18 protein-coding genes and 4 rRNA genes are annotated in these 23,600 nt (G+C 44.7%); 11 read left to right on the forward strand and 11 right to left on the reverse strand.

The genetic code is table 11. The features are described 5' to 3' along the window. Nucleotides 1–2 precede the first annotated feature (2 nt). From ACYX4M_RS06890 to ACYX4M_RS06925, 8 genes are all read left to right on the forward strand, one after another. Entirely contained in the window at nt 3–338 is a 336-nt protein-coding gene (locus ACYX4M_RS06890) for a DUF1820 family protein (RefSeq protein ID WP_476082414.1), read from the forward strand. Nucleotides 339–377: 39 nt separating this feature from the next. Then, complete coding sequence (locus ACYX4M_RS06895; protein ID WP_476082415.1) at nt 378–2,129, forward strand: DUF885 domain-containing protein; 1,752 nt, start codon at nt 378–380, stop codon at nt 2,127–2,129. A gap of 2 nt (nt 2,130–2,131) precedes the next feature. Then, a complete protein-coding gene (locus ACYX4M_RS06900) occupies nt 2,132–2,644 on the forward strand; it encodes a hypothetical protein (protein WP_476082416.1) in 513 nt (170 codons plus the stop codon). A gap of 251 nt (nt 2,645–2,895) precedes the next feature. After that, the gene (locus ACYX4M_RS06905) at nt 2,896–3,636 is read left to right on the forward strand and encodes a recombinase RecA (RefSeq protein WP_334058891.1); all 741 of its coding nucleotides are present in this window, start codon (nt 2,896–2,898) and stop codon (nt 3,634–3,636) included. 2 nt (nt 3,637–3,638) lie between these two features. After that, nucleotides 3,639–5,147, forward strand: coding sequence for a Y-family DNA polymerase (locus ACYX4M_RS06910; protein ID WP_476082417.1), 1,509 nt, complete (start codon nt 3,639–3,641; stop codon nt 5,145–5,147). 41 nt (nt 5,148–5,188) lie between these two features. Beyond that, complete coding sequence (locus ACYX4M_RS06915) at nt 5,189–8,278, forward strand: error-prone DNA polymerase (protein ID WP_476082418.1); 3,090 nt, start codon at nt 5,189–5,191, stop codon at nt 8,276–8,278. Nucleotides 8,279–8,415: 137 nt separating this feature from the next. Further along, complete coding sequence (locus ACYX4M_RS06920; RefSeq protein ID WP_476082419.1) at nt 8,416–9,207, forward strand: hypothetical protein; 792 nt, start codon at nt 8,416–8,418, stop codon at nt 9,205–9,207. A gap of 279 nt (nt 9,208–9,486) precedes the next feature. Then, entirely contained in the window at nt 9,487–10,017 is a 531-nt protein-coding gene (locus ACYX4M_RS06925) for an acyloxyacyl hydrolase (RefSeq protein ID WP_476082420.1), read from the forward strand. A 156-nt stretch (nt 10,018–10,173) separates the two neighbouring features. On the opposite strand, the gene rrf (ACYX4M_RS06930) is transcribed toward ACYX4M_RS06925, so the two are convergent. From rrf (ACYX4M_RS06930) to ACYX4M_RS06945, 4 genes are all read right to left on the reverse strand, one after another. Next, a 5S ribosomal RNA gene (gene rrf / locus ACYX4M_RS06930) occupies nt 10,174–10,289 on the reverse strand. 140 nt (nt 10,290–10,429) lie between these two features. Continuing rightward, nucleotides 10,430–10,545 (reverse strand): 5S ribosomal RNA (gene rrf / locus ACYX4M_RS06935). Between the two features lie 119 nt (nt 10,546–10,664). Beyond that, a 23S ribosomal RNA gene (locus tag ACYX4M_RS06940) occupies nt 10,665–13,540 on the reverse strand. 329 nt (nt 13,541–13,869) lie between these two features. Beyond that, nucleotides 13,870–15,402: ribosomal RNA gene (locus ACYX4M_RS06945) — 16S ribosomal RNA — on the reverse strand. Together the 16S, 23S and 5S rRNA genes form the textbook arrangement of a ribosomal RNA operon. Before the next feature lie 741 nt (nt 15,403–16,143). Between ACYX4M_RS06945 and ACYX4M_RS06950 the strand changes: the two genes are divergently transcribed. Both ACYX4M_RS06950 and ACYX4M_RS06955 read left to right on the forward strand, forming a co-directional pair. After that, a complete protein-coding gene (locus ACYX4M_RS06950) occupies nt 16,144–16,962 on the forward strand; it encodes a glycosyltransferase family 2 protein (RefSeq protein ID WP_476082421.1) in 819 nt (272 codons plus the stop codon). Nucleotides 16,963–16,988: 26 nt separating this feature from the next. Then, the gene (locus ACYX4M_RS06955) at nt 16,989–17,531 is read left to right on the forward strand and encodes a gamma carbonic anhydrase family protein (protein WP_476082422.1); all 543 of its coding nucleotides are present in this window, start codon (nt 16,989–16,991) and stop codon (nt 17,529–17,531) included. Here the strand turns inward: ACYX4M_RS06955 and aroE are convergent. After that, nucleotides 17,528–18,367 carry a shikimate dehydrogenase gene (aroE, locus tag ACYX4M_RS06960; protein WP_476082423.1) on the reverse strand — a complete coding sequence of 280 codons (840 nt, stop codon included), beginning with the start codon at nt 18,365–18,367 and terminating at the stop codon, nt 17,528–17,530. The genes ACYX4M_RS06955 and aroE overlap by 4 nt on opposite strands. Between aroE and ACYX4M_RS06965 the strand changes: the two genes are divergently transcribed. Continuing rightward, the gene (locus ACYX4M_RS06965; RefSeq protein WP_476082424.1) at nt 18,366–18,797 is read left to right on the forward strand and encodes a group II truncated hemoglobin; all 432 of its coding nucleotides are present in this window, start codon (nt 18,366–18,368) and stop codon (nt 18,795–18,797) included. The genes aroE and ACYX4M_RS06965 overlap by 2 nt on opposite strands. A 124-nt stretch (nt 18,798–18,921) precedes the next feature. Here the strand turns inward: ACYX4M_RS06965 and ACYX4M_RS06970 are convergent, their stop codons facing one another. The 6 genes from ACYX4M_RS06970 to dprA all read right to left on the reverse strand — a co-directional run bounded on the left by ACYX4M_RS06970 (nt 18,922) and on the right by dprA (nt 23,599). Continuing rightward, nucleotides 18,922–19,602: an OmpW/AlkL family protein gene (locus ACYX4M_RS06970; protein WP_476082425.1), complete on the reverse strand. Its 681-nt coding sequence runs from the start codon at nt 19,600–19,602 to the stop codon at nt 18,922–18,924. Nucleotides 19,603–19,815: 213 nt separating this feature from the next. After that, nucleotides 19,816–20,748, reverse strand: a complete 933-nt coding sequence (gene hemF, locus ACYX4M_RS06975; RefSeq protein ID WP_476082426.1) for an oxygen-dependent coproporphyrinogen oxidase — start codon at nt 20,746–20,748, stop codon at nt 19,816–19,818. Beyond that, nucleotides 20,745–21,350, reverse strand: a complete 606-nt coding sequence (gene tsaC / locus ACYX4M_RS06980; protein WP_476082427.1) for an L-threonylcarbamoyladenylate synthase type 1 TsaC — start codon at nt 21,348–21,350, stop codon at nt 20,745–20,747. Before tsaC ends, hemF begins: the two co-directional genes overlap by 4 nt. A 33-nt stretch (nt 21,351–21,383) precedes the next feature. Continuing rightward, a complete protein-coding gene (locus ACYX4M_RS06985) occupies nt 21,384–21,926 on the reverse strand; it encodes a DNA topoisomerase family protein (protein ID WP_476082428.1) in 543 nt (180 codons plus the stop codon). Nucleotides 21,927–22,011: 85 nt separating this feature from the next. Further along, nucleotides 22,012–22,488, reverse strand: a complete 477-nt coding sequence (locus ACYX4M_RS06990) for a DUF494 family protein (protein ID WP_014947732.1) — start codon at nt 22,486–22,488, stop codon at nt 22,012–22,014. 1 nt (nt 22,489) lies between these two features. Next, nucleotides 22,490–23,599, reverse strand: coding sequence for a DNA-processing protein DprA (gene dprA / locus ACYX4M_RS06995; RefSeq protein ID WP_476082429.1), 1,110 nt, complete (start codon nt 23,597–23,599; stop codon nt 22,490–22,492). Between the last annotated feature and the right edge of the window lies 1 nt (nt 23,600).

Genomic DNA, 23,600 nt, shown 5'->3' on the forward strand with positions numbered 1-23,600 from the left:
CTATGTCGAAAGACGATATTCTTTACCGCGTTCAATTTATCAGTAATGGTGAACGCTATGAGCTATATGTAAAAACCCTTATGCAAGGCACTTTGTTTGGCTTTATCGAGATAGGCAACTTTGTGTGGGATACACACACGAGCGTTGTTGTAGACCCTAGCCATGAAAGATTAAAAGCTGAATTTTCTGAAGTAACAAAAACTTATGTTCCTATGCACAACGTTTTGCGCATTGACGCCGTAAATAAAAAAGGAACAGCCAAAATTACTCAATTAGAAAATAAATCTGATAAAGTAACTGCTTTCCCTAGCCCAATATATACACCAACGAAAGAGTAACCGCCGGAGTTAAACCGGTGAAGGTTACCGGAGACCCTTATGTATCGCTATCTATTAGCAGCATTACTATTTATTTGCAGTGTTAGTTCATCTGCAAAGAACCTTAACGATGAAAGCTTGTACCAACTACTTGATGACATTTGGCAGTATGAGCTTTCAGTCTCCCCGCTTTTAGCGTCTCGCCAAGGCGATACTTCCCTCGCTCATGTGCTACCCGATATTTCGCCCGAAGCACTTAAAGCACAAAATGAACAATGGCGTACGTTTCAAAAAGCCTTGAATCGGTACAAAAAAGACAATATCTCTACCGACGCTTATATTGCTTTGCTAATGCAGCAATACCGTTTAGCCAATTATGTGGATGAATATACGTATCGCTCGCACTTAGTGCCCATCAATTCAGAATATGGCTTTCATAGTGCCATGGCCTCGCTTCCCAATTTATCAACGTTTAAGCGCGTAGAAGACTATCAAGCTTACATTAGTCGCTTAAACGCGCTTAAGCCTTATTTTGACCAACAAATTACTTACATGAAGCAGGCGTTAAAAGAGGGCTACACGCAGCCTAAAGTCGTGCTTAAAGGGTTTGAAGACTCAGTTGCGTCTTATATTGTTGAAAATGCAGCGGACAGTGGTTTTTATTCTCCATTTACCCGTTTTCCAGAGTACTTTACTGCCGAGCAAAAATCAGCGCTAACGGAGCAAGGCAAGGCTGCCATAAACAGCAGCGTATTGCCTGCGTATCAAATGTTCTATGACTTCATGGTAGATGAATACATTCCCAATGCCCGTGAAGATATTGCCGCAAACAACTGGCCAGACGGCGTGGCGTATTACGCCAATAGAGCCAAGCATTACACCACTACGGATATGACCCCTCAGGAAATCCATGAGTTAGGTTTGTCTGAAGTAAAACGCATTCGCGCGCAAATGCAGCAAATTGTGGATGAACTTGCTTTTGATGGCGACATTAACGACTTCATTGCGTTTTTACGCGAAGACCCGCAATTCTATGCCACCAGCGCTGAAGATTTACTAAAAGAAGCGTCGTTTATTGCAAAGAAAATGGACGCAAAGCTTCCTTCGCTCTTTGAGTATCTGCCAAGAACGCCCTACGGCGTAGCGCCTGTGCCAGACGCTATCGCGCCCAAATATACAACAGGCCGTTACATCCACCCTAGTCGAGATGACCAGCCAGGATATTACTGGGTAAACACGTATGCCCTTGATAAGCGCCCTTTGTATGCATTACCTGCTCTGACCTTGCACGAAGCAGTACCTGGCCACCACCTTCAAATATCGTTGGCAGCAGAGCTTGAAGACTTACCTATGGTGCGTCGTAACACCTATATTTCGGCGTTTGGTGAAGGCTGGGGTTTGTACTCAGAGTTTTTAGGTATTGAAGCAGGTATTTATGAAACGCCGTACGACAACTTCGGTCGCTTAAGCTACGAAATGTGGCGTGCGTGTCGTTTGGTTGTTGATACCGGTATGCACACCATGGGCTGGAGCCGTCAACAAGCGGTTGATTATATGATGGAAAACACCGCGCTTTCAGAACACAACGTTAATACTGAAATAGATCGTTATATCTCTTGGCCTGCGCAAGCCTTGTCTTACAAGATTGGAGAAATCAAAATTAAAGGCCTTCGCAAGAAAGCAGAAAAAGCGCTAGGAGAGCGTTTTGACGTGCGCAAATTCCACCGTGCCGTGTTAGAAAATGGCTCAGTTCCACTGTTTATCTTGGAGCAAAACATCAACACGTTTATAGAAGAACAAAAGGCACAATAAACATGATCGTTGCATTTGGTGTTATTGGATTACTTATCCTGTTTTTAATTTACTTTGTGCTGCGAGCGCAGAACTTACAGAAAGAACTGGCGCTGTTGCGCCACTCAAACAAACAGACCAGCAATAAGGTTACGTATGCTTATCGCAATCTCGTTCTTGTTACAGATGCGTTGGAAAAAAATCTTACTGCACGTATTGAAAGTGCCTATAAAAGCCGCCTTATCGACCAAACTCAATACAACGCACTGCACCCGCTTATGCGCAACTTTTCAACCATTATTATGGCTTGTTGTGAAAAAGGCATGTCCCTTGAAGAGTCTTTAAATAAAGCGTTGCAGAATGAAGAAGTTACTCTTGAGGAAATTCGTGAAGTGGTGAAGGCCCTACCTAGCAACGTTCGCATGGTGTGGGCAAAAAATACCGCCGATGGATTTATTGCTTTTTGCCAAACCGTTACAGCAACCGTAAGCGGTACTGCAGCAAAATCACAAAAAGAACCGTCGACGCAAGAGTAACCTCGCATTCTATTTCTCCTCTCATTAGCACTTCATTAGTGCTAATGACGTGCTAGGGTCACCCGCTTTACTATGTAGTTAAGGTAGGCGGCCCTCCACGATATCCCACTCTTTTAAAAGTTTAATCTTTTTACCTTTTCAAACTAATCAGTGAGTTAGCGGTTAAAACAACAAGACAAAAACCTTTTGTCTTGAAAAGGGTTATTGCTGCCCTATAATACTGTATAAAAATACAGTTTATTTTGAGTGCCATGAATAAATCGTTATCCGTGCTTAACAATCATCCCCAAATTTGGCGGGCCAGAAATCAAAAGCAAAGTGAAACTAAATTTTCGCTGGGTTTTCCACGCCTAGATAAAGCACTTAACGGTGGCGTTGCTTCTACGGGGCTTGTGCGTATTGCCTCACTGACCGGCGTGGGTGAGCTTTCATTATTTAAACGAGTTATTTGCCAGCATCGCACGCATAAACTGGTGGTGTTTATTAACCCTCCCGGATTACTACAGTCACCATGGTTAGAAAACCTGGGGCTGAAAGCACAACAGGTACTCGTAGTTAAAGCAGGTACTGAGCAGGAGTCTTTATGGGCAGCAGAACAATGTTTAAAAAGTACGGCTTGCCATTGCGTTGTGCTGTGGAGTAATGCAGTAAATCAAAAAGAAGCACGGCGCCTGCAAGTAGCGGCAACGCATAATGACGCACTGTGCTTGCTGTATACTCCCCCGCAACAACAGGCATCATCGTTAAATTATTCAAAAACAAGCTCACAAGCTGATACACCAAGCCAAAGCGACAGTTCATTGCCCATCACTTTAGATATTGCGCTACTTGGTAAACCCCACGCTTTATCGGTGAACATACGCAAACAACGTCATGGGTGGCCAAAAGATAACGTTGTTATTTCTCATCAGTGGACCCCTGACAATCACGCCATTAAATGGGCCATGGCACATAACACGCTTTCCGATCAGGCTTTACATTCTGTGAGCTAACAATGCTGTGGGCCTATATTTACTGCTATCAACTCACTTTAGACAGCCACATCAAAGCGGCTAAAAATAAACATGCGCACCGCCAAGCGCTTAAAGGCGATCTTAGAAATGAACCTAGAAGCGAAGCTAACAAAAGCTCTTCGTCATTACCGTCGAATACCCCCGTTGCAGTGTACTGCAGTAAAACAAACAAAATTACGCAGTGTAATGATATTGCGCAAAAAGAAGGCATTGAAATTGGTCATGGACTTGCCCAAGCAGCAGCGCTATGCCCTTACGTGCATATTCTGCCTTTCAGTGAAGAAGTCGAAAAGCATATGCTGACCCAGTTAGCCCATCGGCTTTATCCACTGGCTTCTGACATCGTATTAGACAACCACATTCACGCAAATAGTGTAAGCGGTCTGGCAGTAAGGCTAGATAACCTAACTCATTACTATGGCGGTCATACGCCACTGTGGAAAACTTTAAGTCAAACTCTGGCAGAAGCAGATATTCGCTATCATTTTGCTAGCGCATGGACAATTGAGGCCGCAAAAGTATTAGCGCTTCATAAGTTTAATACCTACTTACATACACCCAATGACATAAAAAAGGCGCTAAGTACGTGCCCGCTTTCTATTACTGCTTTGTCACCTAAAGTCATTGACTCTTTGGCAAGAGTGGGAGTTACCCGTGTACAGCAACTGCTGGCCATGCCGGTACAAGAACTGGGGCGGCGCTTCGACAATAACACCATTATGTATCTTACTGCATTAAGAGGAGAAACCTTTCCCCAGGTTACGCTATTTAGGCCTTTGGAGCATTTTGATAACTTTACTTTATTGCCTTTTGATATTGAAAACACACAGCACCTAACGCCTTTTGTCACCCAGCAGTTTGAACATTTGTCTCACTATTTACGAGCAAGAAACTTATATACATCCAGCATCAACGTGCGTATTCATTTCAGAGAAGCACCTGTTATGGATATTAATATTCATTCTGCACTGCCTCAGTCATCGGTGAAAAGTTGGCTACCGCTGTTTAGTCTTAAAACTGAGAACCTAGAGTTACCCGAGCCTGCCACAGCGATTGCGCTTACCTGCCAGCAGTTTGAAGAAATAGATTCGCAAAATGGCGACTTTTTTAGCGATAGGTTTAATGACGTTGCACAGAAACAATTGATTGGGCGCTTAAACGCCAAGCTAGGCGATAATAGTACGTTTCAACCTCGCGCTGCTGACAGTCATCAGTTCGAATATATGACGGTAACGGAATCAAGCGCCGGTGACGGCACCGGTAGTTATGCTTACAACAGTGACATTACGCCCACCTTTACTTTTGATACACCTAAACCGCTTATTCAGGCAACCCACATTTGCTTTGGCCCCGTGCGTTTACACAGCGAGTGGTGGCATGACAGCCCAACAAAGCGAGATTATTTCATCGCCCAAACTGAGCAATGTGTAAGGCTTTTAGTCTTTAAAGATGAAGAGAGCCGCTGGTGGGTACAGGGTCTTTTTTGCTAGCCGTACGCGGTTAAAGAAAAAGTAGAGGTAAAAGCAATATCATGAAATACAGCGAACTCTTTTGCCAAAGCAACTATAGCTTTCTTTGCGGAGCCTCCTCTCCTTCAGAGCTTGTGACCACGGCGTCTTTTCTTGGCTACGACGCGCTTGCCATAACTGACGAATGCTCGGTAGCGGGAGTAGTACGCGCTTTCGATGAAATAACCCATCAAGGCCTACCTATTAAGCTTATTGTTGGTAGTTACTTTGTATTTGATGACACCTTATCTTTTGTACTGCTGTGCCCGAATAAAGCGGCCTACAGCGAACTGTGCCGAATTATTACTAACGCCAGGCGTCGCTCTGAGAAAGGAGAATATCAACTTGCTGAATGGGACTTGCGTACCATTCGCCACTGCAAATTCATCTGGCTACCTAGCGGAAAAGAAGCTCACGACAAGCATTGGGCTGAGTGGCTGCAAAAGCATCCCAGCATTGATGCCTATATTGGCGCTCAGCGTTTATTAGACGGACGGGATCACCAGCGGTTTGCGCACTACAACCATTTACAGTCTGCCTTTCCCTTTCCGGTTATTGCTTGTACAGGTGTGTTAATGCATCACGCTGACAGGCTGCCGCTTCAACATATATTGCATGCTACTAATGTGCACACCAGTGTAGACAAAATAGGTCGGGAAGCGTTAAGTAATGCAGAGCGTAGTCTGCGCACCATACAAAAAACAAAGAAACTTTACCCTGAGAAGTGGATAGCCAATACCAATACCCTAGCCCAAGTATTCACGTTTTCTTTAGAAGAGTTGCGCTATCACTACCCTTCGGAACTTGTGCCAGAAGGGTATACGCCTACATCTTATCTACGGGAGCGCGTAGAAGCCGGTATTAAAGTGCGCTTTCCAGAAGGTATAACCTCTGAAATCCGCCAAATTATAGAAAAAGAACTGACACTTATTGCCGAGCAAGAATATGAATATTTCTTTTTGACCATTTACGATATTGTCCAGTTTGCCAAGCGACAGCGCATTTTGTACCAAGGTCGAGGTTCGGCAGCTAACTCTGTAGTGTGCTATTGCCTAGAAATAACGGCCGTAGATCCAAGACAAATAAGCGTACTGTTCGAGCGTTTTATATCCAAAGAACGTAACGAGCCGCCCGATATTGATGTGGATTTCGAGCATCAGCGCCGTGAAGAGATCATTCAATACATTTATCAAAAGTACGGCAGAGAAAGAACCGCTATCGCGGCTACGGTTATTTGCTATCGCTTTAAGTCGGCTTTTAAAGATGTGGGTAAGGCCCTGGGCTTTAGCGAATCACAGCTTGATTTTGTGGTAAAGCAGATTAATCGCCGAGACAGCGTTATTCCGTGGAAGTCTCAACTGGCTGGGCTTGGGCTAAACCCTGAAGAGCCTAGGGTGCAGCAGTTAATTACCCTTACCGAAGCTTTACTGGGTACGCCCCGCCATTTGTCGCAGCATGTGGGTGGTTTTGTTATTAGCGCAGGTCCGCTTTACGATCTTGTCCCTGTTGAAAATGCCGCAATGGAAGACCGTACCATCATTCAATGGGATAAGGATGACATTGAAACCTTAGGTCTCTTAAAAGTCGACGTACTGGCCCTTGGGATGCTAAGCGCTATACGCCGCGCGTTTTCTCTTATCAATAAACAGTACCCTATTGAAACCAGTATTCCATTTATCACCAAACTTGGGGATGACAAACAGGTTTTCGATATGATTTGCCGCGCTGATACAGTCGGCGTTTTTCAAATAGAATCACGAGCCCAGATGTCTATGCTGCCAAGGCTTAAACCCCGTCGTTATTACGATTTAGTTGTACAAATAGCCATTGTACGGCCAGGTCCGATTCAGGGTGATATGGTCCACCCTTATTTGATACGCCGCCACGGCAACGAAACAATTAGCTACCCATCGAAAGATGTGGAAAAGGTGCTATCTCGCACTATGGGTGTACCTATCTTTCAAGAACAGGTAATTCAGCTTGCTATGGTTGCCGCAGGCTTCAGTGGTGGAGAAGCCGACCAGCTGCGACGTGCTATGGCTAGCTGGAAAAAAGACGGTAGAATTTTTGAGTTCAGAGATAAGCTCATTAAGGGTATGACGGATAAAGGCTATGACAGTACGTTCGCCCATAACTTATTTGAACAAATAAAAGGCTTTGCAGGTTACGGCTTTCCCGAGTCTCACTCAGCGTCTTTTGCGGTATTGGCTTATGTATCGTGCTGGTTGAAGTTTTACTTTCCCGTCGAGTTTTACGTGGCGCTGTTAAATAGCTGGCCCATGGGGTTTTATTCTCCGTCCCAATTAGTTCAAGACGCTAAGCGTCATTATATACGGGTAGAAGCGCCCTGCGTTAACCAGTCTGGTACAGAGCACACGTTAGTTGTAAAGGGGCAAGAAAAGTATATACAGCTTGGTCTTAAGCTTATTAAAGGTTTAAGTGAAGCGTCGTCTCAGATTATTGTTCAAAACCGTTCAGACGAAGGCTACACCAACGTTGAACAGTTACAGCAGTTATCGCTTAAACGTAATGAACTAGAGGCACTTGCCAGCGCAGATGCATTTCGTACTATATCAGGGAATCGCTACGAAACCCGCTGGCGAATTATGGATACCCAAACACGTTTACCGCTTTTTGATACCGATAAGTTTTATCCAGAGAAGTGCGGCAAAACGCTCGGCGCAGCCCCCTCTGAAGCAGAAAACTTACTTGAAGATTATGCTTCAACAGGCTTGTCTGTAAATAACCATCCTATTGCACTGCTTAAGCAGCAACACGAGCTTAACGACATAAGCTGGTCTGATTCGCTAAGAGACAAAAAGAATAAATCTGTTGTTAAAGTACTTGGAGCTGTCACGGGACGACAGGCCCCAGGCACAGCAGCAGGCGTCACCTTTCTGACCTTAGAAGATGATATAGGCAATATGAATGTTGTGGTATGGCAAGCTACAGCGCGAGCACAGCAACAAACTTTTTTGAAAGCTAAGCTTCTTCAAGTTAATGGCATTGTTGAATGTTCCAAAGAGGGAGTTATTCACATTATTGCGGGTAAGCTTATTGACCGTACACCTTGGCTCGAAAAGCTGACATTAAGCTCTAGAGATTTTCACTGAATTTTTTACAGCGGCAAAGTAATAGATTATGGTGTGCTTAATAGTGATTGTTTGATTAATAACTTCCTTTTCGTGAAGCAACATTCGAATAACTCAGCTATACCTGTAGATAATTGTTGTCATTTTCGGAGTATAAAATGATGCGATGGATTGCGCTTTTTATTATTTGCGCATTTAGTTTTAATACCTACGCAGATAAATATATAGTTGGCGCACAAGGTTTAGCCTACTTTCCTCACTACGATTTTTCTTCGCCTGGAGATAAAGGAGTAGCCTGGTCGATATTAGAGGCTTTTTCTGAAGCTTCTGGGCACGAATTTATTTATTTGAGTTTGCCCATAAGACGACTTCAACTCGAGCTAGTTAAAGGTAATGTTGATTTTGTATACCCTGATAACAGAGGCTGGTATAACAGCATCACCACTTCGAGCGATAAGTATTTTTCACTTCCTTTAACCAATGCAGTAACAGGAACTATCGTTAAACGAGAGAATGTAGGTAAGGGCATTGAAAAAATAAAACATCTAGCCATGCCGCTAGGGTTTACACCAGTAAACTGGCAACAAAGAATAGACAATAAACATACAAAAATCACTTGGGTTACTAGCATACAGCAGGGCTTTGACCTTTTAAATCAAGAGCGTGTCGATGGGTTAGATTTGGAATACTTTGTCAGCCAAAGCTCCACACCACTATCCTATGAGAAAGGCGCGTTTACTTTAGATTTAACACTTCCTCATAACGAAATCCCTTTTTCTTTGTCTACCCTTTACCACAAAGAAATCATCAGTGAACTGAATAATTTCATAGCCTCAAACCCCGAGTTAATTAATAGCATAAAAGCAAAATACGGAATAACTTCTTTTGAAAAATTGTCTCAGCAACTTCTAAAAGAACAGGACTTGCAAGCTGAAGAAGTTTGGAAATAAAGGACTCGTCGCTTTGCGAGAATGACACACATCTATTCACATGCGCATTTGATAGGTCTGTTGCCGCTACTGCTCTTCTTACAATATTTCTTAAAACTTAGTTTGGGTTAGATTAGTAAAGCAAAGCAATTTTCCCTTGTAAAAACTTCAAGGGCGTCAGTAATATAGACTCTCGCCAGCTATATACTTGACCTTAGATATAATTTATCTATCTGAAATGATTACCTTTTTTTATTTGGAAAAATTTTTGCTTGTAGGTTGTTATATCAAGGAGCATTTATGAAACAGTTATCACTACTCTTATTTTCTTTTTTCATCACATTTACCGCCAGTAGCGCGCAGGCAAAGCAGACTGTCAGTGTCGACTATATGCATGGATTTGATGATATTGACGGTATGCGCTTCGCATATAGACCGCTTGAACAAACATTAGCTACCGATTGGTTTGGCGACATAAAGCTCTATTGGGAAGTTAGTGCCGTCATTTGGGAATATGGTAAGAACGATAAACACAGTACAAGCTATGGCGCGTCACTGACCCCTGTTTTTATGAAACAGGTAACTACGTTATATGAAAAATACCCTGTATATTTAGAAGCAGGAATAGGTGCAAGTTACATTGGTGATCAAGAGGTGGCAGGGAAGGATATTGGCTCTAACTACCAATTTGAAGACAGATTGGGCGTGTTTGTAGAAATTGATAAGAAGCAACACGTTGCGCTGCGCTATATGCACTTTTCAAACGGTGGCTTTAACAACGACAACCCAGGGCTAGACTTCCTGAATCTATCCTACGCCTACCACTTTTAAAGAAATAGGGCCAGAGTACACTTCAATTCGCAATAATTGGGTTCAAGGTTGTTTTGATTTCAAGGAGAATTGAAAGTATTAATGTACTCTGACCCCATTATTTTTGTTTCTTCCAAACGCAAAAAACCCGCCGTTAGGCGGGTTTCTTTTAATGGGACCTGGCAGTGTCCTACTCTCACATGGGGAAACCCCACACTACCATTGGCGCTAATACGTTTCACTTCTGAGTTCGAAATGGTTTCAGGTGGTACCGTATCGCTATGGCTGCCAGGAAAAACTGGTTTGCAGTAGCGTTTACTGCGTAAAGCTGATATTTATCAACTTCACTGAATTCTGTTAGCTTACATACATGGATGCTATAGCTTCTATATAAAGCAAAAAACCCGCCGTTAGGCGGGTTTCTCTTAATGGGACCTGGCAGTGTCCTACTCTCACATGGGGAAACCCCACACTACCATCGGCGCTAATACGTTTCACTTCTGAGTTCGGAATGGAGTCAGGTGGTACCGTATCGCTATGGCTGCCAGGAAAAACTGGTAACAATCTAGAAAACTGGATATTAATTCAATCAGTGAGTAACTACTTTTCACTCTACTTACTTTAGCTTGTCTACAACACTCAAAAGCCTAAAGCTTCTTGGGCGTTGTATGGTTAAGCCTCTCGGGCAATTAGTACAGGTTAGCTTAACGCCTTACAACGCTTCCACACCCTGCCTATCAACGTCATCGTCTATAACAACCCTTCCAGAACTTAAAGTTCAGGGATGACTCATCTTTGGGCCGGCTTCCCGCTTAGATGCTTTCAGCGGTTATCCGTTCCGAACATAGCTACCGGGCAATGCCATTGGCATGACAACCCGAACACCAGCGGTTCGTCCACTCCGGTCCTCTCGTACTAGGAGCAGCTCCCATCAATCATCCAACGCCCACACCAGATAGGGACCGAACTGTCTCACGACGTTCTAAACCCAGCTCGCGTACCACTTTAAATGGCGAACAGCCATACCCTTGGGACCGACTTCAGCCCCAGGATGTGATGAGCCGACATCGAGGTGCCAAACACCGCCGTCGATATGAACTCTTGGGCGGTATCAGCCTGTTATCCCCGGAGTACCTTTTATCCGTTGAGCGATGGCCCTTCCATACAGAACCACCGGATCACTATGACCTACTTTCGTACCTGCTCGACGTGTCTGTCTCGCAGTTAAGCTAGCTTATGCCATTGCACTAACCTCACGATGTCCGACCGTGATTAGCTAACCTTCGTGCTCCTCCGTTACTATTTGGGAGGAGACCGCCCCAGTCAAACTACCCACCAGACACTGTCCACAATCCCGATAAGGGACCAATGTTAGAACATCAAACATACAAGGGTGGTATTTCAAGGACGGCTCCACACAATCTAGCGACTGTGCTTCAAAGCCTCCCACCTATCCTACACATGTAGGTTCAATGTTCAGTGCCAAGCTGTAGTAAAGGTTCACGGGGTCTTTCCGTCTAGGTGCGGGTACACAGCATCTTCACTGCGATTTCAATTTCACTGAGTCTCGGGTGGAGACAGCGTGGCCATGGTTACACCATTCGTGCAGGTCGGAACTTACCCGACAAGGAATTTCGCTACCTTAGGACCGTTATAGTTACGGCCGCCGTTTACCGGGGCTTCGATCAAGAGCTTCGTCCGAAAACTAACCCCATCAATTAACCTTCCGGCACCGGGCAGGTGTCACACCCTATACGTCCTCTTACGAGTTTGCAGAGTGCTGTGTTTTTAATAAACAGTCCCAGCCACCTGGTCACTGCGGCCTCCATTTGCTTACCACGCGAAGTGTTCACAAACAGAGGCGTACCTTCTCCCGAAGTTACGGTACAATTTTGCCGAGTTCCTTCACCCGAGTTCTCTCAAGCGCCTTAGTATTCTCTACCTGACCACCTGTGTCGGTTTGGGGTACGGTTCATATAATCATAAGTTTAGAAGCTTTTCCTGGAAGCAGGGCATCAACAACTTCACTCCCTTGGGAGCTCGTCTCGTGTCTCGGCCTTGAAAACCCGGATTTACCTAAGTTTTCAGCCTACACACTTTCACTTGGACAACCAACGCCAAGCTTGCCTAGCCTTCTCCGTCCCTCCATCACTGATTATATAAGTACGGAAATATTAATCCGTTTCCCATCGACTACGCATTTCTGCCTCGCCTTAGGGGCCGACTTACCCTGCCCTGATTAGCATGGGACAGGAAACCTTGGTCTTCCGGCGTGGGAGTTTTTCACTCCCATTATCGTTACTCATGTCAGCATTCGCACTTGTGATATGTCCAGCAAGCTTTACAACTCACCTTCATCCACTTACACAACGCTCCCCTACCCAGCATGTAAACATGCTGCCGCAGCTTCGGTATATTGCTTAGCCCCGTTACATCTTCCGCGCAGGCCGACTCGACTAGTGAGCTATTACGCTTTCTTTAAAGGGTGGCTGCTTCTAAGCCAACCTCCTAGCTGTCTATGCCTTCCCACATCGTTTCCCACTTAGCAATATTTTGGGACCTTAGCTGGCGGTCTGGGTTGTTTCCCTCTCCACGACGGACGTTAGCACCCGCCGTGTGTCTCCCGGATAGTTCTCATTGGTATTCGGAGTTTGCAAAGGGTTGGTAAGTCGGGATGACCCCCTAGCCTTAACAGTGCTCTACCCCCAATGGAATTCGTCCGAGGCTCTACCTAAATAGATTTCGGGGAGAACCAGCTATCTCCCGGTTTGATTGGCCTTTCACCCCCAGCCACAAGTCATCCCCTGACTTTTCAACGTCAGTGGGTTCGGTCCTCCAGTTGATGTTACTCAACCTTCAACCTGCTCATGGCTAGATCACCGGGTTTCGGGTCTATACCTAGCAACTAAACGCGCAGTTAACACTCGCTTTCGCTACGGCTCCGCTATTCGCTTAACCTTGCTACTAAATATAAGTCGCTGACCCATTATACAAAAGGTACGCAGTCACCCCGAAGGGCTCCCACTGCTTGTACGTATACGGTTTCAGGTTCTATTTCACTCCCCTCACAGGGGTTCTTTTCGCCTTTCCCTCACGGTACTGGTTCACTATCGGTCAGTTAGGAGTATTTAGCCTTGGAGGATGGTCCCCCCATATTCAGTCAAGATAACACGTGTCCCGACCTACTCGATTTCACTGTAAAGATTGCGTCGTGTACAGGGCTATCACCTTGTATCGCTCCTCTTCCCAAAGGATTCCACTACATTCAATACAGCTTAAGGGCTGTTCCCCGTTCGCTCGCCGCTACTAGGGGAATCTCAATTGATTTCTTTTCCTAAGGGTACTTAGATGTTTCAGTTCCCCTCGTTCGCCTCGTTACGCTATGTATTCACGTAACGATACCTATAAATAGGTGGGTTTCCCCATTCGGACATCTGTGGCTCAAATGCATTTTGTCGGCTCACCACAGCTTTTCGCAGACTTACACGTCCTTCATCGCCTCTAACTGCCAAGGCATCCACCGTATACGCTTCGTCACTTAACCATACAACCCCAAACAGCCTTTTGACTTCTGTCTAAGTTATGTCGCATGCATGACAAGCTAATCGGAAGAATTGCCTTGCTATCAATAAATTGATAACAAGCAATTCAGTCAAGTAGAGTAAAAAGTTCATCTTTCGATTTCTCAGTTACTCAATTTTGATTGATTACTATTAATATCAGCTTTCCAAATTGTTAAAGAGCATAGTGCTTAATTCAAAACACTTAGGTTGATCTTAAATCAAAGCTAAGGGCTTTTATTTAAGTCATCTTTAAATATAAACAAGACTATCTGTGTAGGCACTGCATCAAGTGCGTCTTTCGACGTAATGGTAAGGAGGTGATCCAACCCCAGGTTCCCCTAGGGTTACCTTGTTACGACTTCACCCCAGTCATGAAACACAAAGTGGTAATCGTCCTCCCGAAGGTTAGACTAACTACTTCTTTTGCATCCCACTCCCATGGTGTGACGGGCGGTGTGTACAAGGCCCGGGAACGTATTCACCGCAGTATTCTGACCTGCGATTACTAGCGATTCCGACTTCATGGAGTCGAGTTGCAGACTCCAATCCGGACTACGACATTCTTTAAGGGGTCCGCTCCACATCACTGTCTCGCTTCCCTCTGTAAATGCCATTGTAGCACGTGTGTAGCCCTACACGTAAGGGCCATGATGACTTGACGTCGTCCCCACCTTCCTCCGGTTTGTCACCGGCAGTCTCCTTAGAGTGCCCAACTTAATGCTGGCAACTAAGGACAAGGGTTGCGCTCGTTGCGGGACTTAACCCAACATCTCACGACACGAGCTGACGACAGCCATGCAGCACCTGTGTCAGAGTTCCCGAAGGCACCAATCTATCTCTAGAAAGTTCTCTGCATGTCAAGTGTAGGTAAGGTTCTTCGCGTTGCATCGAATTAAACCACATGCTCCACCGCTTGTGCGGGCCCCCGTCAATTCATTTGAGTTTTAACCTTGCGGCCGTACTCCCCAGGCGGTCTACTTAGCGCGTTAGCTTCGCTACTCACGACTTAAAGTCACAAACAGCTAGTAGACAGCGTTTACGGTGTGGACTACCAGGGTATCTAATCCTGTTCGCTACCCACACTTTCGCACATGAGCGTCAGTCTTTGGCCAGGGAGTCGCCTTCGCCACTGATGTTCCTCCAGATATCTACGCATTTCACCGCTACACCTGGAATTCCACTCCCCTCTCCAAGACTCTAGTCTGCCAGTTCTAAATGACCATCCCAGGTTGAGCCCGGGGCTTTCACATCTAGCTTAACAAACCGCCTGCGTGCGCTTTACGCCCAGTAATTCCGATTAACGCTCGCACCCTCCGTATTACCGCGGCTGCTGGCACGGAGTTAGCCGGTGCTTCTTCTGTTGTTAACGTCACGGCTAGCAGGTATTAACTACTAACTTTTCCTCACAACTGAAAGTGCTTTACAACCCGAAGGCCTTCTTCACACACGCGGCATGGCTGCATCAGGGTTTCCCCCATTGTGCAATATTCCCCACTGCTGCCTCCCGTAGGAGTCTGGGCCGTGTCTCAGTCCCAGTGTGGCTGATCTTCCTCTCAGAACAGCTAGAGATCGTTGCCTTGGTAAGCCTTTACCTTACCAACTAGCTAATCTCACTTGGGCCTCTCTTTGCGCCGGAGCCTAAGCCCCGTTTGGTCCGAAGACATTATGCGGTATTAGCAGTCGTTTCCAACTGTTATCCCCCTCGCAAAGGCAAGTTCCCAAGCATTACTCACCCGTCCGCCACTCGTCAGCGATGTGCAAGCACATCCTGTTACCGTTCGACTTGCATGTGTTAGGCCTGCCGCCAGCGTTCAATCTGAGCCATGATCAAACTCTTCAATTAAATATATCGAAATATGAATCGTCGTTGTGACACTCTTAATGAGTGCCCACACAGATTGTCTTGTCTAAATTGTTAAAGAACGTAGCAGCTTCGCTGCTATTCACTAGAAGCCGTTCGCTTCTTAGTGACTCACCCTGTACGAGTGAGGTGCGCATTATACGCTGGAAGTTTTCGTTGTCAACACTTTTTGAAAATTTATTTTCTGAAGCGTTTCTTCTAAACTCCCGTCTTTACTGGCCTATATAGGTAGTAGAGACTTACTTCAGGAGGCTTGCTGTTTTGCTTTTCCCCCGAAGTGGATGCGCATTTTAGGGAAATGAGCGCTCACGTCAACACTTATTTTAAAAAAAGTGTCATATTAGCTTTGAACGCTCAAATTACCCACAACATGAGCTTTATTTGAACAATCTGAAGCTCTCAATCTAAAACACTGGTATCTATTTAGCTATAAGAATGTATTTATCGAACCGTTATATATATCTGTTCGGTTCTTCACATTAGCTTTAAGTTAGTAAAAAAGAATAATTTCATGCGCATGCCACAATCCTTTTTAATCAGTCATATGATTCATAATGATTAACAGCGGCAGTGTCATTACTCCCCACACTTAGATAAACTACGGGAAATAACCTGCCGATACTTGCTCTCAATTTTGTCAGTATATAAGCATCTGTTAGCGGGGAGTTGGATACGTAATATCAATATTGCTTAACTACATTATATAGAGGTCTATCACGCATTATGAAAACGAGCGTCATTTTTACAACTTATAATTCACCCGCGTGGTTAGAGAAAGTACTATGGGGTTTCTTCGAACAAACCGCAGATAACTTCGAAATTGTTATTGCGGACGACGGCTCTCGTGAAGACACTAAAGCACTTATCCAACGTCTGAAGCAAGACACAGATATACCTATCAAACACGTTTGGCAAGAAGACGATGGCTTCCAAAAGTGCCGTATTCTTAATAAAGCCATTGTAGCCTCAGAGGGCGAATACTTAATTTTCACAGATGGCGACTGCATTCCTCGAAACGACTTTGTAGAGCAACATCTAAGACTATCAGAGAAAAATACCTATCTTTCTGGTGGGTATTTCAAATTACCCATGAGTGTAAGTAAAGCAATCACACGTGAGGATATCGTAACTCAGCGTGCATTCAATGTGGATTGGTTAGTTAGTAAAGGTTTAAAAAAGACGCATAAAACGATGAAGCTCACTGCAAGAGGAACTTGGGCAGAGTTTTTAAATAAAATAAGCCCAGCTCGCCCGACTTGGAATGGTCATAGCGCTTCATGTTACAAAGAGCACATTCTGGCCGTAAACGGTTTTGAGGAAACTATGCAATATGGTGGTCAAGATTGTGAATTTGGCGATCGATTAGTTAACTATGGCCTTAAAGCTAAACGCATACGTTACTCCGCTGTGTGCATACACCTTGACCATAAACGCGGATATGTTACGCCAGAAATGCTGCAGAGAAGCAAAGCAATACGCGAAGATACTAAAAAGAATAAAGTAATAAAGGCACGTGTAGGAATAGAAGAATCATCACAGTAAAACGGTAATAAACAAGAGTTACTTTAATGCATAAACCAATTGATAGTTTCAAGGGTGTCTCACCTACTTTAGGAAAGAATGTCTATATTGATGACTCGGCAAGAATAGTCGGTGATGTAGTATTAAAAGATGATGCCAGTATTTGGCCATTGGTTGCTGCACGCGGTGACGTAAACAAGATTCGTATTGGCGCTCGCAGCAATATACAAGACGGCAGTGTATTGCACGTTACCCGTAAATCAGAGAAAAACCCTGATGGGTTTCCACTTATTATTGGTGACGACGTAACCGTTGGGCACAAATGTATGCTGCATGGCTGCCAATTAGGTAACCGTATCCTGGTAGGTATGGGCGCAATTGTAATGGACGGTGTTATAGTTGAAGACGATGTGTTCATTGGTGCAGGTACATTAGTACCACCAAACAAAAGATTAGAGAGCGGATTTCTTTACGTTGGAAACCCCATGCAAAAGAAAAGACCGCTCAACGACGCTGAAATGGCATTCCTGAAACAGTCTGCCGTTAACTATGTCGTATTGAAAAATGAGTACCTAGAAGAAGCGAACTAGTTTCGCTTCTCACTTTGCTCAACAATATCTCTAACCTGTTTCACAATGTCCGAGGTATCAGGGCGCTTTTGTGTCCATATATAGAATGCTTCGGCAGCTTGCTCAACTAGCATCCCTAACCCATCTATTTGTGTACTTACACCCAAATTAGCCGCATCTCTCATAAACCGCGTGGGCGAATTTTTATATACCATGTCGTAAACCACTTCACAGTGTTGTAAAACACCATCGTTCAAACTACACGGCAACTCATTATTTAAACTAGCGGCTGTTGAATTAATAATAATATGAGGTGCTATCGTTGCGATATCTTCAAGAGGCACCACCTGCACTTTAGCATTAGACGCGGCGCTTGCGACTTCCTCAGCTTTTGCTTTCGTTCTGTTAGCAATAGTCAGTGAAGCAGCGCCCGCTTTTAATAACGGAGAGATAACACCACGGGCTGCGCCGCCGGCACCGATAAGTAATACGCGTTTATCTTTAATTTTCACGCCACTATTTAGTAAATCATTTACTAGTCCAACACCGTCTGTGTTGAACCCTAGCAGTTCACCGCTGTCACCATTCATTAGCGTATTAACAGCTTGTGCATCTTTGGCTGCTTGGTCATCTACCTTTGCCAAGTTGAATGCATCGAGCTTAAAAGGCATGGTGACGTTACAACCTACAGCGCCTTCCTGAGCTAAAAACGCGTTGGCGGCATCTACAAAACCGTCTACTGGCGCAAGTATCTTTTCATAAGAAATCTTTTCTCCCACTTGTTCAGCAAACATTTGATGGATAGTTGGTGATAAACTCTGTGCAATAGGATTTCCGAATACAGCGAATTTTTTCATGGGAATACGAGACTTATTTAATATAAAGAAGAAAAACGATAATCGTGCTTCGCAGAGTACACCATATGAACGTATAGGTGGAGAGGAGAAAGTGCGGGAATTAGCAAATACGTTTTACGACATTATGGAGACCGACCCATTAGCAAATGAACTACTTGCTATTCACCCTCAGCCATTAGACAGAATTCGTCATGTATTCTTTTTATATTTGAGTTTATGGCTTGGTGGTCCTGATGATTATCAGCAGCAGTATGGCCGCCCCCGTTTGCGTGCACGCCACCTTCCCTACACAGTAACACCAGAGTTAAAAGCACAGTGGATGTATTGTATGCGAAAAGCCATGTTTAAAACGGTTGAAGATATCGCCTTAGCTCAACAGTTGATAGACGCACTTGATCAGCTCGCCAATCATATGGTGAATACAAAATAAAAAAGCGCGTTGAAAGGATTAACCTTTTAACGCGCAACTCCCCTGTTACTGTCTACGCTCTTTATGGCGCATAAAGTAGTGCAATTGTGAAAGCCTCATAGTTAGTAAGGCGTGAAACTAATAATTAGAATGTGTAACCCACCGATAAGGTATACACCCAAGGGTCTATTTCAATATCACTAACCGCTCCATCAGCCTCACCCACTTTAAAGGTGGCTTCTGTATCAATATCTATGAATCGAACCGATGCATTGACGTGCCATTTGGTATCTATTTGGTAATCCATTCCCACCTGTGCTGATAAGCCAAATGAATTATCAAGCGATAGGTCGCTTAAACCCGCTGTTTCATTTGCGCCCGTAAACTCCTCATCAAAGATAAAGGTATAGTTGATACCTGCACCAATGTAAGGCTGAAATGCAGAGCTGGCGTCATTAAAGTAATAGTTCGCTGTTAATGTAGGAGGAAGGTGCGTTACTTCACCAAGCTGGTTCCCTGTACCTAACGGGTCTGCAACAGAAAAGTTCACGTCGTGCTTGAAGGGCGTTGCTGCAAGCAATTCGATATTAATATTATCGGTAATAAAGTACGCAACGTTCAAACCTAGCTGGGTATCGTTATCAATATTAAGGGCTACACCAAGGTCAGTACCACCAGCGACAATATTAGAAGTCGACTCGTCTGGAGCAACGGTAGTCAGACCGCCTCGGACAATCCAATCGCCTTGCTGATGAGCGCTAGCTAAAGGTGAAAGTGCAGCAAGTGTAAGACAAAGTGCAGATGCAGATAAAAAGTGTTTGCGCATGATGTGTCTCTTTTGTGTTTAACTAAGATGACGCTACTTTACGCCCTTGGTTAAGAGAAACATTGATCCAGCGCAAGCTTGATAACTCACTGAAACAAAGATGATATTCGGACTTGATGCAGATCAAAAAACGCCGTGTGTTCATTTCACACGGCGTTTTTTGTTATTGAAGAATTTAGTTAAAACAGTAGAAGCGACCTTACTGCGTTAAATTCACCAGTCAGTAGGCTTTAACCAGTCAGTTAACTTAGCTTCAGCGCTACCCGGAGCCGGCGTATAGCAATACTCCCAGCGGGCTAACGGCGGCATCGACATTAAAATAGACTCTGTGCGCCCACCAGTTTGTAATCCAAACAGGGTGCCGCGGTCGAACACTAGATTAAATTCGACGTAACGACCTCGACGATATAGCTGAAAGTCTCGCTCTCTTTCACCAAAGTCTGTTTGCTTACGGCGTTCAACAATAGGAACGTAAGCATCGATAAAGCCGTTACCAACAGCCTGCATAAACGCAAATGACTGTTCAAAGCCCCACTCATTAAGGTCGTCGAAGAATAACCCACCCACGCCGCGAGTTTCATTGCGATGTTTTAAATAAAAGTAGTCGTCACACCACTTTTTATACTTAGGGTACACATCATCGCCAAAGGGCTTACATAATTTCTTTGCGGTATCATGCCAATGTACAACGTCATCTTTGAACGGATAAAACGGCGTTAGGTCAAAACCACCGCCAAACCACCAAATAGGTGCTTCACCGTCTTTTTCCGCAATAAAAAAGCGAACATTAGCGTGTGACGTCGGGATATACGGGTTATGTGGATGAATGACAAGTGATACGCCCATTGCTTGAAAGTTTCTCCCCGCAAGCTCAGGTCGATTTGCCGTTGCGGATGCAGGCATTTGACTGCCAAAAACGTGAGAAAAGTTAACGCCACCTTGCTCAATCACCGCACCGTTTTTTAATACGCGCGAGCGACCACCACCGCCTTCTTCACGCTGCCAGCTGTCTTCAACAAACTGACCTTTTCCGTCGGCAAGCTCAAGGGTTTGACAGATTGTGTCTTGCAGCCCTAGTAGATAGCCTTTTACTTGTTCTATTACTTCAGCGGCGTTTTTACCGTCCAGTAATTCTGCTGATGTCATGCTCTTATTACCTCTGCTGTGTCACCATCGCGAATGGTACTGGGTTTAGTTGCACCGCCTACTACGCCGTCAACGTAGAAAACGGAATCGGCGAATACGGCTTTTGCTTCTTCAGAAGTGGTAGCCGGCGGTTGACCGGTCAAATTCGCGCTTGTAGAAACTAACGGTTTTCCTAACTTGTTGCACAATTCCACTACTACAGGGTGATTAGTTACGCGCACTGCTATTTTACTGTGCTTGCCGGTTAACCAAACAGGCGCAGATGACGACTTGGGTAATAGCCAGGTATTAGGGCCTGGCCAGCTCGAAAAAATATCTGTGCGTCTGTCAGGCCGAATGGCATTGTCGTTGACATAAGGCAGTAGCTGACTGTAGTTCGCAGCAATCAAGATCACTCCCTTTTCTACCGGTCGCTGTTTTATCTCTAACAGCGCATTTACTGCGGCTTCATTGTCAGGGTCACATCCGATGCCCATTACCGCTTCGGTTGGATAAACGATTAAACTGCCAGCTTGGAATGCAGCAACAACAGGGTCTACTTCAGGTGAGTTAGCCTCAACGGGGGTAAACGTGTTTACGTTCCCATTTTGGTTATCAGACATGGTTTTGATCTCTACGTATAGTTCTTTATGTGATTACTTTTTATAGCCGCAAGCCGGCTGAGGGCACTGTAACTGTCCCTTTTTATCTATCAATACTCCCCAACCGCAGTCTGGGCAGCTTTCATTTACCGGCGTGAAATTTAGCACATATCGACATTGTGGATAATGGTTGCACGCAAAAAACTGTTTACCGTATTTGTTAGTACGCGAGATCAGGTGCCCTTTCTTGCATTTTGGGCAATCTACCAAGGTGTCTTCTTTTTCTTTAATAGGCTCTATGTGATGGCACGTAGGAAAATTTGTACAGCCAATAAACATACCGAATCGCCCTTTTTTTATAGCAAGGTCAGAATCACATTCGGGACAAGCTATGCCATCTAAGGTTTTAAGAATGGTAGTTTGTTTATCGTGTAGCGGCTTACTGAAGTTACATTCCGGGTAGCCTGTGCACCCAATAAACGGGCCTGATTTACTGTTCTTTATATGAAGGGACTTGCCGCACTCGGGGCAGTCTCCGAAGTTATCATCAAGAGCATGCTCGTGCGCTGAAAAAAGTGAGTGGTCTATTTTAGACATGTATTAGACGTTAAGGCCTTAACGCGCTGTAATTTCACAGCGCATTTTGTAAGTAAAGATTTAAGTATCAGTGACTACGACTGCATTAATGCAGCACGCCATCTGGCTCTTCGAACAAAAGATCTTCCATTTGCGCGTAGGCTTTCTCTTTGCCAGGTACGTTGAATAGTACCATTAGCACAACCCACTTCAGGTCTTCTAAACAGAATTCATTGGAATCGATTTCCATAACCCGGTCTATCACCATTTCACGTGTAGACGCATCTAGTACATTGACCTGTTCTAAGAACATAAGAAAACCACGACATTCCACATCTAAACGCATCTGTTCTTCGTGGGTGTAAATGCGGCTTAAGCTGGTGCTAATCCCTTTACAGAAATACGGTTTTATATCCGTTTCCTGCAGAGCCGCTAGCTTTTCTAACCATGCGAGGGCTTTATAAATCTCATCGTGATGGAATCCTGCGCGCACAAGCTCTTCCGTTAACTCGTCTTGATCAACACGAATTTCCGTTTCACTGTGAATGAAGTTTTCAAACAGATACATGAGGATATCGAACATATTATTTTCCCCTCAATTTAACGTAACCACCAGGGACAGCGGCTACTAAACCACGCAACTCATATTCTAATAATGATGCCATTGCTTGCGATACTGATAAGGCATTGCGCTGGGCTATAACATCAATAGCGGTGATGTCATAATCCACACTAGCTAATAATTTATCGGTTGCCAAGCTATTCGCTGCACTTTTTTCGTTTTGCTCGTTTACATCCAAGCCCAGTTGCTCAGGTTGAAAACCAATTTCATCAAGAATATCGATAATATTAGTTACTAATTTGGCGCCCTGTTGGATTAACCAATGGCAGCCTTCAGAGTACGCGTGAAAGATACTACCAGGCACAGCGAATACTTCTCGCCCCATATCTGCGGCCAAATTCGCAGTTATCAAGGTGCCACTCTTAATTTTTGCCTCTACCACCAAGGTTCCAAGTGATAATGCTGCGATAATTCGGTTTCTTCTAGGAAAGTGCCAAGGCTTAGGCCCCTGCCCCGGAAAGAACTCTGTGACGGTAACGCCTTTGTCATTATTTATTTCCTCGTAGAGCTTGTGATTTTTCGCGGGGTAGACCTTTTCAGGCCCCGTCCCCATTACTGCGATTGTCCCTGCGTTACCACACAAAGCGCCTTGATGCGCTGCACTATCAATGCCCATAGCAAGGCCGCTTGTTACTGCAACCCCATTACTAGACAACCCTACTGCAAATTCACTGGCGATACGCTTACCCTGAATGCTAGCCCTTCTGCTACCCACAATGGCAATTTGCGGACTCGACAACAAAGTACTATCCCCCGTTGCAAATAATACTAGGGGTGGACTGTCCAATTGCTTTAACGATTGGGGGTAGTATGAAGACGAATAAGAAATAATGTGTCTATTATCAGTTGCTTGTTCCCATGAGAAGGCAGCATCAATAAGGGGCTTTGATATTTGATTTACGAGCTGTTTCACAGCGTCGGGAAGTGATGATGCATTAACGACTAAATCAGCAGGAGATAGTTGATAGTGTTCAAGGGACTGTAGCCAGATTTTAGGGGAGATGCCCTGAGCCGATGCTAGTGCTATCCATGCGAATAGCTCGCCGTTTGATTGATAAGTGTACTGTTTCATT

This window comes from Alteromonas sp. ABV4_150, assembly GCF_056311745.1.

What these genes read in the sequence shown, in the direction of transcription:
- ACYX4M_RS06890 (WP_476082414.1), top strand. Translation starts at nt 3, where the DNA reads ATGTCGAAAGACGATATTCTTTACCGCGTTCAATTTATCAGTAATGGT.
- ACYX4M_RS06895 (WP_476082415.1), top strand. Translation starts at nt 378, where the DNA reads ATGTATCGCTATCTATTAGCAGCATTACTATTTATTTGCAGTGTTAGT.
- ACYX4M_RS06900 (WP_476082416.1), top strand. Translation starts at nt 2,132, where the DNA reads ATGATCGTTGCATTTGGTGTTATTGGATTACTTATCCTGTTTTTAATT.
- ACYX4M_RS06905 (WP_334058891.1), top strand. Translation starts at nt 2,896, where the DNA reads ATGAATAAATCGTTATCCGTGCTTAACAATCATCCCCAAATTTGGCGG.
- ACYX4M_RS06910 (WP_476082417.1), top strand. Translation starts at nt 3,639, where the DNA reads ATGCTGTGGGCCTATATTTACTGCTATCAACTCACTTTAGACAGCCAC.
- ACYX4M_RS06915 (WP_476082418.1), top strand. Translation starts at nt 5,189, where the DNA reads ATGAAATACAGCGAACTCTTTTGCCAAAGCAACTATAGCTTTCTTTGC.
- ACYX4M_RS06920 (WP_476082419.1), top strand. Translation starts at nt 8,416, where the DNA reads ATGATGCGATGGATTGCGCTTTTTATTATTTGCGCATTTAGTTTTAAT.
- ACYX4M_RS06925 (WP_476082420.1), top strand. Translation starts at nt 9,487, where the DNA reads ATGAAACAGTTATCACTACTCTTATTTTCTTTTTTCATCACATTTACC.
- ACYX4M_RS06950 (WP_476082421.1), top strand. Translation starts at nt 16,144, where the DNA reads ATGAAAACGAGCGTCATTTTTACAACTTATAATTCACCCGCGTGGTTA.
- ACYX4M_RS06955 (WP_476082422.1), top strand. Translation starts at nt 16,989, where the DNA reads ATGCATAAACCAATTGATAGTTTCAAGGGTGTCTCACCTACTTTAGGA.
- ACYX4M_RS06965 (WP_476082424.1), top strand. Translation starts at nt 18,366, where the DNA reads ATGGGAATACGAGACTTATTTAATATAAAGAAGAAAAACGATAATCGT.
- aroE (WP_476082423.1), bottom strand. Translation starts at nt 18,367, where the DNA reads ATGAAAAAATTCGCTGTATTCGGAAATCCTATTGCACAGAGTTTATCA.
- ACYX4M_RS06970 (WP_476082425.1), bottom strand. Translation starts at nt 19,602, where the DNA reads ATGCGCAAACACTTTTTATCTGCATCTGCACTTTGTCTTACACTTGCT.
- hemF (WP_476082426.1), bottom strand. Translation starts at nt 20,748, where the DNA reads ATGACATCAGCAGAATTACTGGACGGTAAAAACGCCGCTGAAGTAATA.
- tsaC (WP_476082427.1), bottom strand. Translation starts at nt 21,350, where the DNA reads ATGTCTGATAACCAAAATGGGAACGTAAACACGTTTACCCCCGTTGAG.
- ACYX4M_RS06985 (WP_476082428.1), bottom strand. Translation starts at nt 21,926, where the DNA reads ATGTCTAAAATAGACCACTCACTTTTTTCAGCGCACGAGCATGCTCTT.
- ACYX4M_RS06990 (WP_014947732.1), bottom strand. Translation starts at nt 22,488, where the DNA reads ATGTTCGATATCCTCATGTATCTGTTTGAAAACTTCATTCACAGTGAA.
- dprA (WP_476082429.1), bottom strand. Translation starts at nt 23,599, where the DNA reads ATGAAACAGTACACTTATCAATCAAACGGCGAGCTATTCGCATGGATA.